We start from the raw sequence: 14,414 nt of genomic DNA, 5'->3' as shown, positions 1-14,414 counted from the left end.
CCGCAGGTCCCATTCGACGACATCGAGCCAGGGGGATGCGCGAGTGATCGACCTGTAGCACACTGCTACAGGTCGGAATCGATCGAGGGAGCCGCCGATGGTAGAAACGGCCGCGTCGCTGCCAGGTGTGGACACCACTGTTCCCAGCCCAGCTCGCATGTACGACTACTTCCTAGGTGGAGTCCACTCATTCCCCGTGGACCAAGCCGCTGCGGAGAAGGTACTGGAGAACTGGCCACTGACTGGCCAGATCTGCAAGGCAAACCGCGGCTTCCTGCACCGCGCGGTGAGGTTTCTGGCCGCCGAGCGCGGCATCCGGCAATTCGTGGACCTGGGATCCGGCATCCCGACCATGGGTAACGTCCACGAGATCGCCCAGCAGGCCGCCCCCGATGCCCGCGTGCTCTACGTCGACATCGACCCGGTAGCCGTCATGCACAGCCACCAGCTCCTAGCTGACAACGACCTGGCCGACGCCATGCCCGGCGACCTGAACGACCCGACCGCCGTGCTGGAACAGCTCGAAAGCAACCCCTTGATCGACCTGAGCCGTCCCGTCGGCCTCGTGATGGCGTGCCTGCTGCACTTCCTTGACGACCAGCACGCCTACGAGGCCGTCGCGCGCATGGTCGACGCGCTCACACCGGGCAGCTACCTCGTCCTAACCCACGCCACGGTGACCGACTTCAACCAAGCCGCGGCCAAATCCGTGACGAAGGTTTACCAACAAACCACGACCAACGTTCATATACGAACCCGCGACCAGATCATGCGCTTCCTCAACGGCCTGGACACACTCGCCCCCGGACTGGTGTGGACACCCGAATGGCAGCCATACGGCACCCCCGCCGACACCGAGGCCGAGTTCGCGCCCAACCCCGCGCTGTCGGGCATCTACGCGGCGGTTGCCTCGGTGCCCTGGAGACCATAATGCCGAGGTCGACGATCGCGACTCACCTGCTGATTAGTGACATCAGCCATCGACTTGGCTTGCGGTAACGCACCAACCAATCGACGGCGTACCTTCGCGAGGCGCACCGAGCCGACACGATCGCCCGCCACAGCCACCGCGACAGCCTGGCGCTGGAGCATCTCGACGGCAGGTGCGGTCGCCGCACGCTGGACCAACCCGCCACCACAATGGACGCCGCTCTGGCCGCCGCCGGGCCGCAGCCGGGCGCTGTCGGCGACGCCTTAGGGCCCGAGGAGGGGCCAGGTCTTGGCGGCTGGCCATGCGCAGGGCCAACGGCTCAATCGGGCAGACGTCCGACGCCAGCCAGCATTCCGCACCGGCTCGCATCCCGCCCGAACGAGTCATCGATCCTGCCGCCCCGCCAGTGCGGCGTCCAGACCAGGCCGGGCTCGACCAGGTGGAAGCCGTCGAAGAACTTCTCGATCCCCTCCCGGGTCCGCAAGCCGCCCGGCGTCGGCGTCGACTCCGCATACACACGCTGCACCGCCGCGGCCTCGCCATCGGCAAACCCCTCCCGGGCGCCGTGGCTGATGACCAGCCAACTGCCCGGAGCCAGCCGGGCCCGCAGCCCCTCCACAGCCGCGTACGCCTCATCGTCGTCAGGCAGGAAGTGCAGCACCGCGGCGAGCAGCAGGGCGACGGGTTGGTCGAGGTCGATGATCGCCGAGAGGTGCGGGTCGGTTTCGATCTGGTGCAGCAGGTGATCCGGGTCGCGCAGGTCGCCCTGGATGGCGTCGGCCAGGTCATTGCCGGCCAGCAGTTGGCGGCTGTGCATGACCGCGACGTCGTCGATGTCGACGTAGAGCACGCGGGCGTCGGAGGCGGTCTGCTGTGCGACCTCGTGGACGTTGCCCATGGTCGGGATACCCGACCCGATGTCCAGGAACTGCCGTACTCCCTGCTCACCGGCCAGGAAACGGACCGCCCGCCCCAGAAACGCCCGATTCGCCTGAGCGATTGCGGGGATCAAAGGCATACCAGCGATGGCCTCGCCAGCCGCCCTGCGATCGACGGCAAAGTTCTGGTCCCCGCCCAGGTAGAAGTCATACATCCGAGCGGCGCTCGCAAACTCCATGTCGCCCACGCCGTCCGGCGGCAGATCACTAGCCCGCCGCCGCCGTGTCACCGCACCGCCGGCGCCACCAGGCGCCGCCGTCGCATCGTCACTGATCATCGGCCACCGCGCGAAGGCATCCGCGACCCTGCCGAGCGCCCGGGCGTTGCTCAACAAGTCCAGGTCCGTAGGAAACGGCACGGTGACCCGAGCACCAGATGCCCGAGGGGCCGTCGGCGGGTCGCCAGACAGCACCAGCGTCTTCACACCAGCGGCGACGCCGACGGCCTCGGCGTCGTCCAGGCTTAGCCCAGCCGCGATGGCGAGTTGACGGGCGTGGCCAACCACCGCCGAGTCAACGGCCGGCAGGATCAACCGAAGGCCGTCGTAGATCTCGATCACCCTCCGATAGAGGGCACGGTAGGAGCCGATCAGCGGCAACGACCGATCAGCCGACGCGGCGACCGGGGCCTCGAAACTGATGCCGACGTCGGCGGTCACCAAAGCGGCCCACAGCGGATACAGGCGCCGATACACGCCCCCGCCCCAAGCAGCGCATACCAGGTCGGCCGAAAGACGCCACGGCCTGTGCATGCCCAACCAACGCTGCTGCGAGGCCAGGTACGCGAGTTCCGCGATGCTCGTAGCCAGGCGCTCGGCCTCCCGCTCCTCCGCCTCCGGATATCGGTCAGGCCCCGCCGACAGGTCGCGCTTATCAGGCGTATCCACGACCGATGGTGTGCTCTTGGTCGGGCCGCCGCGGTGCCCGAGAATCAGGTGGACCACCTCGTGTAGGCCGATGTGTAGCCGCAGCAGCGGCGGGACGTCGGCGGCCACGACGATGTGGTCGCCCGTCGCGGTGGACACCGAAACACCCGCGAGGGCCGAGGTGATCGGGACCTGCTGCAGTGTCATAGTCCGACCACGGCTGGCCGCCAGCTGGCTGACGAAGTCCTCGAGGATCAGCGGGGTCGGGATCGGCACGCTAAGGGACCGCAGCCGTCGAAAGTCGCTGCCTCTGGCAGAGCCCATCGCCAACCCCTTCACCGTAATGTCTGGTTCGGGCAACCCCTCATGTGGACGTCATTGCGTCCGCGGCTCGCCATCCCGGCCGGGGTGCGTGGCGCTCTCCCGTTCCGCAGAGAGACGGTCCTCGACCACCTTCAGCGCCTCGGCAAAGCCCTCGTCCGTGAGACCGCGGAACTTCACCGCGAGCAGGGCCGCCCGCGGATCCGCAAGAAGTTCTTCCAGCTCCCGTGCCGCCCGCAGCTCGGCGAGTTTGCGAAGCGTGTCTTGATACGCGGTGTCATCGAAGAAGTAGGCCGGCGCCACTCCGAAGAAGTCGGCCAACGCCTGCACCAGCAGCATCGTCGGGTTGGTCTTCTCACCACGCCGTAGCAACCCGATGTAGCTGTGGGAGATGTCGGTGCCCTTCCGCTTGATCGCCCGGGCTACCTCCCGATCGCCGTAAGGATCCTTGCTGCCTTCCGGACGCACCGTCTCGAACAGCTGGTTCAAACGCTCCGCGAACGTCGGACGGTGATGCCCCGGCGTATCAGCTGTCATGATGCCTCCCCGCGCTGGCCCACCGGCCCTCTACCTGTGGTTACTATAGTTGACACCTGTGATGATCGGTGGTTTGCTCGGCAAGGACATCCAAGGCGGTGAACAGCGGCCACACGGAGAAGGTAGCTGCCGCCGGTAGGCGAGCCGGCAGCAACGCTGTCCTGGTCGGTCCGGCGAACCGACCAGACCACCGTCTCAGCAGGAGGCGTGCTCGCGCGGGCGGGCAATCGGGGGCAACTGAAGATGAGCACGAGCGTCGTACGGCAGTGCGAACGCAGATTGGCCGCCTTGGGGGTCAACGACGTTTCCGATCTTGACGGGTTGTGTCGTCAGATCGGCAAGCAGCAGGGCCGATCAATCCACCTTGTCGCAGCCGACCTGCCCATCGACCGGCTGTGCGGCATGGTCCTCGGTACCGACACGTGGGCGGTCATCTACTACCACCAGCAGCGTGACCACCCGTCCGGCGCCCTGACGCTGCACCAGAAGCACATCATCCACCATGAGCTCGCACACCTGCTGTTGAACCACGAATCCACCTCTGCCGTCGGTGCGGACGTAGCGCGGGTTCTCGCGCCACGGATCGATCCCGGCCTGGTTCAGCAGATCTTGGCCCGCACCAGCTATCGGGACGGGAAAGAGATCGAGGCGGAGGTGACGGCCTCCCTCCTGACCTCCATGTCGGCCACCAAGAGCCAACCCGGTGCCCACCCCGATGTTCCTGCTGCGGCGGAACCGATCGGGGATCTGGACCATGAAGACGGCGCTGAGAACCTGCGGCGAACGCTCGAACCGCTGTGGGAGGTGGTCGCGCGGGCCACACCCGAGGTGATCCTGCAACAGTGGTTCCCCCACCCGTCGACCCGGCTGACGCGGTGCCTGGTGGAGATCCACGACGGCCAGCTCGCTCTGGGGCCGTATCGCTGCTCACACACGGCTCGCACGGCCCGACGGCTGGCGGTCGCCGGCCTGGCCGGACACGACATCGAGGCGGTTGTCGAGGCCGCAGTTCTCATCGACGCCGCGGACGCCAAGACCCGCAGCCTGCGTCCCCAGGCGCGCCACGAACACGCTCGGCCAGACACCGACCCCATCGCGGAGAAAGCCTGGCTAGTAAAAGTCGCCACCGCGATCGCAGACCCGGCCGTGCGGGACCTCGCCCGCCACGCGCGCCAGGAACGCGACGACGCCCGGCGCCCGGACCACACCTGAACTCCATACCGGACCGTGGGTCACTACTGTGGTGGCCGCGAACAGGCACAGGGGAGGAAGAAGCCGTGGAGCTCGACAACGCCGAGGCGAACAAAAGCCAGCAGGCCACCGCCGCGCGGATGTACGACTACTACCTGGGCGGCTTCACCAACTTCGAGGTGGACCGTGTAGCCGCGGAGAAAGTGCTCGCCCAGATGCCGATCATCAAGCCGATGGCCCATTCCAACCGAGCGTTTCTAGGTCGGGCGGTCCGTTTCCTGGCAGGTGAGCAGGGAGTACGGCAGTTCCTGGACATCGGGTCGGGTATCCCGACCATGGGCAACGTCCACGAGGTCGCACAGCAGACCGCCTCCGACGCCCGCGTGCTCTACGTCGACATCGACGACGTCGCGGTCATGCACAGCCGCCAACTGCTGGCCGGCAATGACCTGGCCGACGCCATCCAGGGCGACCTGCGCGACCCGGATCACCTGCTGCACCAGATCGAAACCGACCCGCACCTCTCGGCGATCATCGACCTCGACCAACCCGTCGCCCTGCTGCTCGCCGCGGTACTGCCGTTCGTACCCGACGACGATGAGGCGTACGCGGCCGTGGAGACGCTGCGGGCCCGGCTGGCTCCGGGCAGCTGGCTGGTCATCAGCCACATCGCCGTCGAGGGAATCCAGGCGATGGCGCGGGCCGATGCGGCACGCGAGGTCTACGCGCGGTCCACGTCCACGCCTGCGGGCATACGCACGCGGGATGGGATCGAGAAGTTCTTCGACGGCTTCCACCTGGTCGAGCCCGGCCTGGTCTGGATGCCGCAGTGGCGACCTACCGCCGGCGATCCTCTGGACTTCGTCGACGCGCCGCAGCGGGCCGGCTGCCTGGCCGGGGTCGGGGTGATCGAGTCATAGCGTCGCCCAACACCGCGCACGATCGGGGCCGTTCCCTCTAGGCCGTGACCCCCTGGCGCACCCGTGCGGCGGCCGCCAACTGTTGTATCGGGCTCGCGAGTCTGACGCCCCCATCGTCTTGCCGGTCCCGCAGAAGACGCACTGCCTCCTCACTCGGCAGCGGCGCCGCGAACAGCGGCCCCTGACCGGTCACACACCCCAACTCGTACAGCAACTGCCGCTGGGCAGCCGTGCTGACGCCCTCAGCTCCCACCGCGTGACTGATGCCTAGATCCTTGCCGAGCCGGACCGCCGCCTGCACGGTGAGCCTGTTGCGCGGGAAGCCGGGAAGGGCGGCCACCAGTTCGGGATCGACCTTCAATCCGTCGATGGAGGGCAGGCGCGTAAGAACAGAAAGCGTGGAATAGCTGGCGCCGAACCTGTCCGCCACGATCCGAACGCCAGCGCGCCTAAGGCTCGTCAGCGCTTCGCGCACCGACTCGGCAGGACTGATACCGGCAGTCTCGCTCAACTCCACGATCAGGTCGTGGGGCTCGAGGTTATGCATCCGGAGCCGAGCCAGGACGGTGTGGGGAAAGCGCACGTCAAACAGGCACCGCTGGGGGATGTTCAACGATACCGGGAACGTCATACCCAGTTTTCGCCACCGCGCCGCCGCCCCGACGGCCTGATCCAGCACGTACTCGGTGACCGTGGCCACGTGCGCGGAATTCTCGGCCAGCTCGAGCCACCCGGACGGCTCCAGACGACCGTGACGAGGATGCTGCCAATGCGGGACCGCCTCGCAGCCCACAACCTCCCCCGTGCCCAGATGAACCACCGGCTGAACCCACACCCCGATCTCCCCAGCCGCCAACGCACGGCCAAGCTCCCGGGACAGCCCAACCCGGTGCGGAACCCCGCGATCCACCTCCTCGCGATAGAGCACGGTCTGCACTCGGCCGCGCTTGGCCTGGTACATCGCCACGTCCGCGCGGCGCAGCAGTTCCTCCGCGTCGATGTCCTGCTCGCCAACGGCCACGCCGGTGCTGCCACGCACGACCAGCGACATCCCGTGCACGTCGAAGGGCTCGTCGAGGCAGCCAACGACCGCTTCAGCGTGAGAGACCGCGGACGCCGCCACGTCTGACGTCGAGAAACCGATGGCGAACTCGTCCCCGCCCAGCCGCCCCACGAAGGCACCCACATGCTTGGCCGCGGCCGCCAGGCGAGCCGCCACATCCACGAGCAGCTGGTCGCCGGTGACATGGCCGAGCGTGTCGTTGACCCCTTTGAACCCATCGAGGTCGAGGATGGCCAACGCGGGCCCGTACACCGCCGCCCGCCGCAACTGTTCATTTAGCAGGTCGAGCAGCCCGCGACGGTTCGGCAGGCCGGTCAGCGCGTCACGTCGGGCCAGCTGTTCCGCGCGCTGCGCCTGCTCGACCGCCCGGTCGTGCCTGTGCACATTGGATAGTGCAGTGGCCAGTGCCATGCCCAAGGTGCGCAACACACTCCGCTGCAGACCGGTCAACGCCGCAGCCCCCATGTGGACCCGGATGACACCCACCGGGCCGCTGGTACGGCCGGCAACCGCGCAGTGGGCGGTGTACCCCCCAGCAGGGGCCGCAGGAGCCTCCGACACAGGGCCGTCGTACACCAACCGGGCCCAGTCCAGACGGACCAACCACTGCTGACCCACACCCCACAGCTCGATATCAACGGCCGTGGCGCCAGTGAGCGTCAACACCGAGCGCGCCGCGGCGTGCACGATACTCGTCTGATCGGGCAAGGCGTGCAGCTCGTCCGCCGCCGTGGCCAGCCGCTCCCACATCTTCCATGACAATCGGCGCCTGCGCTTGAAGAAAACGAAGACGACGAAGGCGACAAGGGCCGGCGAGGCGGCGACACTCAGCACGAACAACGCATGGAGCTGCGTACTTGTGACACCTAGGACGCCCACGCCAGGACCCCGATCACGACGCCGCGGTACGCCGGTGCCGGAGGTCCAGCATGGCCACCGCCATCAGATCGAACTGGGAGCCATGAACAGTGTCGACCGTGCTGACTGCGGTGGCTACCGAGACGCCCCGTATGCGCGGGTGAGGACGTGGTCGGCGGCGCTGTCGATAGTAGGCCTGCCCACAAGGTAGGAGGTTGCGCGCATATGCTGGCGACCGGCAGCCGCCGCAGAGCCAGGCCCTCCGGCTAGCGACGCCCTCACGATGCATCTGGGGTGCTCCCCTCGGGCACGCCGTCCATGCGGAACGGCTCCAAAGAGTCATGCGACGGGCAGTGATCTTATGCTCACGTTACCCCGGCTTGTCAACGGACATTACGAGCTTTTCCTGTGCCTTGAGGGGTGTTAAGGTACACCTCGCGACCGGGGAGTATCAACATGACAACCAAACGTGACGTCACGGCGTTCGAACGCAGATTCCACGCCAAGCTCAAGGCGCTCTATGACGGCCACAGGCGCGAAGACGGCAAGGTCTACACCAACGCCGAGATCGCCGACAAGATCAAGAAGTCCGGATCGGGCGTCACGGTCACCGAGGCTTACCTGTCGCTCCTGCGGAACGAGAAGGCGCCGTTGCCGAGAATCGACGTCGCCGCAGCGATCGCGCGCGCCTTCGGGGCCCCGGGCAACTACTTCCAGGACATCGAGGACGACGACGTCACACCGCGTCTGGATGCCGACGATGTCGAAGGTCAGCTACGGGCGTTGGTCATCGAGAATCCCGGCGCGGCAAGCCAGGTGGAGCTGCTGCTGGAGCTGCATCGAGCTGGTATCCGGGACTTCGCGGCCAGGGGCACCCAATACAGCGACGCTGGGCGCCAGGCCATGATCCGGCTTGTGCGCGCGGCGACCCAACTGTCCGATCAGGAACGCGGCGCCGTCGTACGCGTGGCCGAGGTCATGGCAGACTCCACCTCGGACAAGTCACCGGGGGACGACGCGGGATGAACGACGATGAAGAACTGCGCAGGGAATGCGTCGGGCGGCTCGACGAGATCGCCGACCTCATCCCTGCGCCGTGGAGCATCGACGAGTTTCTCGAGAACCTCGCTGAACGCCGCCAGCGACGCATCATCCTGAAATCCTTCAGGCCCGACCCCGACGCGCCGTGTGGGATCTATATGGCGACGGACGACGCCGACCACCTCGTCTACCCGAAGACTTACCCGTACCACCGCGACCATGTCCTTGGGCACGAGATCGCCCACATGATCATGGACAGCGATCAGGCCGACGCCTCGCACCCGGGCGCACGTAAACCCGCTGGCGCTGGAAGCACCGTCGATCCGGCATACGCGCGACTCCTGTTCCCCGACGTCCCACCTCACCTGATCAAGGCCCTGCTGGGACGCCACGGATACAGCACCAGGAGGGAACGACGTGCCGAACTCTTCGCCGAGCTGCTGCTTCAGCGTGTCCGGGACCGCCAAGCGGCAGCAGCCGCACGCACGTTGACCGCAGCTCAACAGGAAATCGCCGCGCGGCTCAGCCGCGCCCTCGAACACCCCCACGGAAGGAACATGCATGGTTAGCGTGCTGTTCATCATCGCTGCCCTGGTGGCTGAGGGTGCCGCAGCGTATAAGTTTCGCGATCTGCGCGCTGACCGTGGTAACCCCGGCCTGCGCGCCGCCATCGCCGGCCTAGTCTTCCTGGGCGCCGCATTCCTCTCCGCGGCGCCGGTCGTCTACCAGAACATCGACGATCTCCTAGGCTTGCCCAACGTGATGCGGTTGGTCGCGCACATATGCATAGTGGCCTTCGCCGCGTCCATCGCGTTGATGCTTCTGTACTGGTCCTACTCCCAGTCTGAAGCCACGCCACGCGCCCGTCGCAGGCTCGTCGGATACTCAGCCGCCACCGTACTGATGACCGTCCTGTTCGTCGCCGCCCCAGTCGACGAGGAACGCGTGGACTGGACGGTCTACTACGGCCACGAACCCATCGTCGCGATCTACCTCATCGTCTACCTCCTCTCGTTCGGCGCGGCAATGCTCGAGATCGCCCGGCTTTCCCACCGGTACGCGCCACTCGTCCACAGCGTGATGCGGGTCAGCCTCCGCTTCGACTTCGTCGGAGCCTGTTTCGGCCTGGCCTACTGCCTCTACAAGGCCGTATACATAGCGGCGCTGGCCGTAGGAGCCCCTGGGCGCTGGTTCGGGCCCGAAGACCTCATCTCGCCGCTGCTGGCCGTTCCCGGCGCGCTCCTGGTGATCATCGGTCTGACCATGCCAGCGTGGGGTCCCTCGATCCTCGCGCGCCGTCAGCGGCGGGCCGACCGCCGCACCTACCGCCGCCTGTACCCGCTCTGGCTGGATCTCTACACAGCTAACCCGGAGATCCTGTTCGGCGAGAAGCCACCGGCAGACCCGGGACGCGATCCGTCGCGCTGGTTCTCACGGCTCGCTGTCGAGATCCCCGACGGCATGCTGCGCCTGGCGGACTTCTACGAACCACAGGTACAAGACCGGGCCAGAGCGGCGGCCGAAAAGGCACACCTCGACGGCGATGATGCCCGCGCCGTCATCGAGGCAACCTGTGTAGCCGCAGCACTCGCCGCGAAAGCCGAGGGCCGCCGCGCCGCCGAGCCGCAGTCTCCCGAGTTCGCGAACCCTCAGACCCTCGATCAACAGATCGCGTGGTTGGCGAAGGTGGCGCACGCCTACGGAAACTCCGCTGTTGTCGCGTCGGCAGCGCAGTCGGGCTCCGGCCACCAGGCGGTGGCCTCGGCATGACCACAGAACTGGAGAACCGGCGCGAGGAAACACCGCAACGTCCGCTCCGGCGCACGGTATTCGCCCGCGCCGTGACCGACGCACTCCAGCCGCCGGCCGTTTTGGTCGTGGCCATGGGCGTCGTAGCCGCAACGAGCGCCACGACTGTTGGCCAGGCGTTCCTTTGGGGCGTACCGGCGGTACTGTTCGGTGGCGTCCTGCCATTCCTGTTCATCCTGATCGGGGTACGACGGGGTCGCCTCAGCGACGTTCACATACGGGTTCGCCACCAGCGGCACATCCCGCTCGCTGTGGCTCTGGCCTCCGTCCTCGTCGGACTGGCCATCCTGTACGCCACCGACGCGCCGCGCCCCCTGACCAGCCTGTTCATCGTGGTCCTCCTCGCCCTGCTGCCCTGTATGGCGATCACCGTCTGGTGGCAGATATCCGCCCACGCGGCCTTCGCCGCCGCGGTGGCGGTGTACTGCATCGCGCTGTGGGGCCCGTGGCTCGCCTTCACCGCCGCCGCAGTAGCGCTCGTCGGCTGGTCACGGATAGAGCTACGCGCCCACACGATGCGCCAAGTTCTCGCCGGCGCCGCCCTGGGGGCGATCACCGGCTGCTCATCCTGGCTGCTGCTCACCTAAACCGGGCGCGCCGTGACCAACACACTCCAGCCACCGGCCGTTCTGGTCGTGGCCATGAGCGCCGTGGCCACAAACAAGCGCCAGAACTATCGGCCAGGCATTCCTTTGGGGGTACCGGCGGTACTGTTCGGGGGCCTGCTGCCGTTGGCTCTACCCCGACATGACGGTAGAGAAGATCACCAAGGCCCCTGGCCGCACCCACCCCGGCTAGCTTGGTGATCGGTCAGGGTGAGCGTAAGCGCCTGTTCGGCCGCGACGGCATCCGCGCGACACACCACAAGATCAAAACCAAGAATCAAACCATGATGTCCCGGGCCCGCCGTGGTCCAGACCGTCGCTCCCGCCGGAGACCGGGCGGGCCGGCCGCTCGCAAGCTCGCACCCATGGCCGGCCCGCCCTGCCACCACCGCGGCCGCGAACGCTTGGGCCTCAAGGCCGGCCCCGGCCAAGAATCAATCCAGGACGCCGCTTCGCGTCGCGTTCCCTAAATCGTGGCAAGGCGTTGGTCGCGGGCGAGGACGACCGCCTCGGCGGCGTACAGAGCGGCCAGGCCGGCGTCAGGGCAAGACGGGCCCGCACCAGCCCGCACGAGCCGGGTCAGCGCCAGCGTGATCACGCCGGCGGCGGACTTGTCCTCGTGGCGTACCGCGCCGGCCAGCGCGTCGCTAGGCCGGTCCCTCACGATCCGATACTGGGCCGCCAGCCCGTTGTGCTCCTCGGAGGCGTCGAGCGTGTACCGGGCAGCTGCACGGCGGGCCAGATTGATGGCCGCCATGTCCGGCGCGCCGACGGTCCTCAGCGCCGCGGTGATCGTGTCGATCGGCGTCACGAAACTCCCTTCCGTCCTTCGCTGCTCACACCAGCCGAACTCCCCTACACCGCGCCCGGCTCAAGGGCGGGCATCACCACCGCGTCATCCCGGCCAAGCAACGCCGCATAGCTCGCCGGCCGATCCGTCGCAACTGGCCACCCCATCGCCGCCGCGTACGCGGCGACGAACGCCATCAACGGATCGCCGCACCGACCCAGCATCGCTTGGTGCTCCGCTAAATCCTCAGGTCGCGAGTCGATGAGCCACCACACCCCGCGCGGACCCACCACGCGCAGCGGATCACCGACCGGCCGGAACCGCTCCGGGAACAGCAGCGCACCCAACACCATCCCGCCGGGCGGATCGAGGTATCCCGCCGCCCGCACCGCAGCCAGCAGCGGCACACCAAGTGTGAGCCCCTCATCGCGGGCCCGGTCGTACAGCCGAGCCCCCGCACCATCCTTACGGCGGCGGGCCAGGTCGTTGGCGATCGCGACGACAGCGGCGGCGTCACACACGACGCCACTGACGTAGTCGGGGGCGGTCACCCGTGCAGGCTACCGGCTGCCTGCCGGGTGCGAACGCAGCCAATCGCCCTCAGTGGACAACGCCTCAGCCAGCTCGCCGGGCAGCCCCGGCGTCTCGCGGACCGCCGCCCCCTGGTCTGCGCGAGCCGCCCGAACCAAGTCCTGCCGCAGCTGCGGCACAACCGCCGCCAACCCCGCGCCGGCCCCAACAGCGTCATACAGCTCGCCGAGCACCTGATCGACGCCGCGCACCAGCGCGATCGCTCGCCTCTCGGCGTCGGCGAACCCGCAGCCGGCCGCCCGGAACACCCGAGAATAGACACCGCCGGGCTCCCGACCGGTCGCCAGGCCCGCGGACGGGTCGAGCGCTTCCGGAGGGGCGTACGTCACGAACAGCCGGTACAGCTCGCCCACCGCCCAATCGGCCGGGGTCACCAGCCGCAGCGCCGGCCGCCCGGGCGGGTGCACCGTCACCGGGTGGCCCGGGGCCACATCTGCGGCGGCCGTCGCCAGGTCATCCCACTCGGCGTGCGCGCTGGTCATGGCGTTACGGTACCGCCACTTGGTGAGAAGTAACCAACCGTCGGGGGGTGGATTTCCCGGCCACCTCACAACGTTCGTCAGCCTGCCTCCGCCTGCCCGCCCCGGGACCGCGGCGACGACGGTCTGCCTTCCCGCCACAGGTCGGCCCACGGATCCGGTGCCGCGCGCGGGGCTTCCGCCTGGGTTACCTCGCCCGCACGCGGCGCTGGCGCAGAACGTGGCCGCTGCGCCAGCAGCTCCTCAAGCGCCGCGCCGTACTCTTCCCCCGCGTCGTCGGTCAGCGACTGCGGCGGCATCGGTACCCGAACGCGGCGCGGCGCCACCGCGGAACCACGTCCCCGCGCGGTCACGTCCACCTCCAGGCGGCGTAGCCGGCCCTGACCCTGTCCAAGCCCCTCCCAGCGATGGCCGGTTACCTCCAGCACCAGGTCCGCACCGGGCCACCGCAGCGGCGGCCGCGTGCCGTCCGCGTCCAGCCGCGAGGTCGGCATCAGCACGCATCCGCGCTGCCGAGCGCGCGCCGCGAGCCGGCTGGCGACCCCGGCCGGCACATCCTCCGCCGGTGCGACTACCACGAGATCCACCCCATCCATCAAGATCGCCACAATGTGGTCCCACTGCGGCCCAGGATCCGGCACCAGCGCCAGGCGGCTCAGATCCACGGCGTACTCGGGCGCCGCGACCGCGCCGAACCATGGACAGCCGACCACGGCGACAAACCCGCCGGCACGCTGCGCGCCCCCGATCAGCGTCATCAGAACCGCCCCCGAGCCCGCCGTGGCGATCGTTGCGCCCCGCCGCAGCCCGCCCCACGGCAACAGCGGCGCCAACTCGGCCACCACCGGCAACGCGTTGGTCGCGTCAGGCGTCCGGTAGGCGCTGCTGGACGCGCGGTCCACCAACCGCGACAGATCCTCGGTGACCGTCCGGCGCACGCCGGCGTCGTTGACCGCCGCCAGCACCCTGGCCACATCACCGGGGCCGTCGACGCGCCCCTGTCCCCGCCACCGCCCGGGCTCCGGCTTCCCATCGGGGCCAACGGCGCGGGCCGGAATCGTCACGCACCTCTCCCCCTCCACAGCCCCACGCGATGCCGGCGGGGGAAGCGCGCCGGCACCGACCAGACCCCACATGCGAACGTCTGTTCTAAGACACCTGGTCAGGATAGGTCCGACATACAGACCCGTGCAACGTGCCGACCGCGATCCGCCGTCCAGGGATCGCCAGAAGCGCCCACCATGTGCTGTCGTGCGGCTCGACATCCATCGGCGCGGGCCGCTCGCCCCGATATGTCTGCTTGGCCCCGAGTGCACCCTCAACCCGCTCCGTAGCTGTACGAAACTCCGCCGCCAGCGAACTCGCCGAAGCCGCCCGCCTGGCGCACCACGCTTCCGACGAACCCGGAACGCCGGACCCGGCCCGGCCAACGGTCGAGCCCTCCGGCTCCCACCGCGGCCGCCACCCGGCCCCT

14 protein-coding genes and 1 pseudogene are annotated in these 14,414 nt (G+C 68.3%); 7 read left to right on the top strand and 8 right to left on the bottom strand.

What is annotated here, in order from left to right:
• The first annotated feature begins 97 nt into the window (after positions 1-97).
• Positions 98-931, top strand: a complete 834-nt coding sequence (locus tag V6V89_RS10115; RefSeq protein ID WP_334618761.1) for an SAM-dependent methyltransferase — start codon at positions 98-100, stop codon at positions 929-931.
• A 319-nt stretch (positions 932-1,250) separates the two neighbouring features.
• Here V6V89_RS10115 and V6V89_RS41675 read toward each other — a convergent pair whose 3' ends face one another.
• The 3 genes and pseudogenes from V6V89_RS41675 to V6V89_RS10105 all read right to left on the bottom strand — a co-directional run bounded on the left by V6V89_RS41675 (position 1,251) and on the right by V6V89_RS10105 (position 3,593).
• A complete protein-coding gene (locus V6V89_RS41675; protein WP_442935108.1) occupies positions 1,251-2,048 on the bottom strand; it encodes an SAM-dependent methyltransferase in 798 nt (265 codons plus the stop codon).
• Between the two features lie 120 nt (positions 2,049-2,168).
• Positions 2,169-2,621, bottom strand: a pseudogene (locus V6V89_RS41670) (DUF6545 domain-containing protein); the annotation flags it as partial.
• Between the two features lie 489 nt (positions 2,622-3,110).
• Positions 3,111-3,593, bottom strand: a complete 483-nt coding sequence (locus V6V89_RS10105) for a helix-turn-helix transcriptional regulator (RefSeq protein WP_334618759.1) — start codon at positions 3,591-3,593, stop codon at positions 3,111-3,113.
• A gap of 243 nt (positions 3,594-3,836) precedes the next feature.
• Here V6V89_RS10105 and V6V89_RS10100 point away from each other — a divergent pair, with 243 nt between their 5' ends.
• Both V6V89_RS10100 and V6V89_RS10095 read left to right on the top strand, forming a co-directional pair.
• Positions 3,837-4,805, top strand: coding sequence for a DUF6545 domain-containing protein (locus V6V89_RS10100; protein WP_334618757.1), 969 nt, complete (start codon positions 3,837-3,839; stop codon positions 4,803-4,805).
• 65 nt (positions 4,806-4,870) lie between these two features.
• Entirely contained in the window at positions 4,871-5,704 is an 834-nt protein-coding gene (locus V6V89_RS10095; protein WP_334618756.1) for an SAM-dependent methyltransferase, read from the top strand.
• A gap of 37 nt (positions 5,705-5,741) precedes the next feature.
• Here the strand turns inward: V6V89_RS10095 and V6V89_RS10090 are convergent, their stop codons facing one another.
• Positions 5,742-7,601, bottom strand: coding sequence for a putative bifunctional diguanylate cyclase/phosphodiesterase (locus tag V6V89_RS10090; protein ID WP_334618755.1), 1,860 nt, complete (start codon positions 7,599-7,601; stop codon positions 5,742-5,744).
• A 480-nt stretch (positions 7,602-8,081) separates the two neighbouring features.
• On the opposite strand from V6V89_RS10090, the gene V6V89_RS10085 reads away from it, so the two are divergent.
• The 4 genes from V6V89_RS10085 to V6V89_RS10070 are packed head-to-tail and all read left to right on the top strand — an operon-like array spanning position 8,082 to position 11,062.
• On the top strand, positions 8,082-8,651 hold the full coding sequence (locus V6V89_RS10085) for a hypothetical protein (RefSeq protein ID WP_334618753.1): 570 nt from the start codon (positions 8,082-8,084) through the stop codon (positions 8,649-8,651).
• Positions 8,648-9,235: a hypothetical protein gene (locus tag V6V89_RS10080; RefSeq protein WP_334618752.1), complete on the top strand. Its 588-nt coding sequence runs from the start codon at positions 8,648-8,650 to the stop codon at positions 9,233-9,235. Before V6V89_RS10085 ends, V6V89_RS10080 begins: the two co-directional genes overlap by 4 nt.
• On the top strand, positions 9,228-10,436 hold the full coding sequence (locus V6V89_RS10075; RefSeq protein ID WP_334618751.1) for an MAB_1171c family putative transporter: 1,209 nt from the start codon (positions 9,228-9,230) through the stop codon (positions 10,434-10,436). Before V6V89_RS10080 ends, V6V89_RS10075 begins: the two co-directional genes overlap by 8 nt.
• A complete protein-coding gene (locus V6V89_RS10070; protein WP_334618750.1) occupies positions 10,433-11,062 on the top strand; it encodes a hypothetical protein in 630 nt (209 codons plus the stop codon). The genes V6V89_RS10075 and V6V89_RS10070 overlap by 4 nt, the downstream gene beginning before the upstream one ends.
• Before the next feature lie 484 nt (positions 11,063-11,546).
• On the opposite strand, the gene V6V89_RS10065 is transcribed toward V6V89_RS10070, so the two are convergent.
• The 4 genes from V6V89_RS10065 to V6V89_RS10050 form a co-directional block, all read right to left on the bottom strand.
• Positions 11,547-11,891 (bottom strand): hypothetical protein, encoded by a 345-nt coding sequence (locus V6V89_RS10065; RefSeq protein WP_334618749.1) that lies wholly within the window; start codon positions 11,889-11,891, stop codon positions 11,547-11,549.
• 44 nt (positions 11,892-11,935) lie between these two features.
• A complete protein-coding gene (locus tag V6V89_RS10060) occupies positions 11,936-12,421 on the bottom strand; it encodes a hypothetical protein (RefSeq protein ID WP_334618748.1) in 486 nt (161 codons plus the stop codon).
• Between the two features lie 9 nt (positions 12,422-12,430).
• Positions 12,431-12,943, bottom strand: coding sequence for a hypothetical protein (locus tag V6V89_RS10055; protein WP_334618747.1), 513 nt, complete (start codon positions 12,941-12,943; stop codon positions 12,431-12,433).
• A gap of 77 nt (positions 12,944-13,020) precedes the next feature.
• Positions 13,021-14,004: a hypothetical protein gene (locus V6V89_RS10050; protein ID WP_334618746.1), complete on the bottom strand. Its 984-nt coding sequence runs from the start codon at positions 14,002-14,004 to the stop codon at positions 13,021-13,023.
• Positions 14,005-14,414: the final 410 nt, after the last annotated feature.

The sequence above is a fragment of the Micromonospora sp. CPCC 206061 genome (assembly GCF_036906915.1).
GTDB lineage: Bacteria > Actinomycetota > Actinomycetes > Mycobacteriales > Micromonosporaceae > Phytohabitans.
This window is presented reverse-complemented; position numbering and strand designations above follow the sequence as displayed.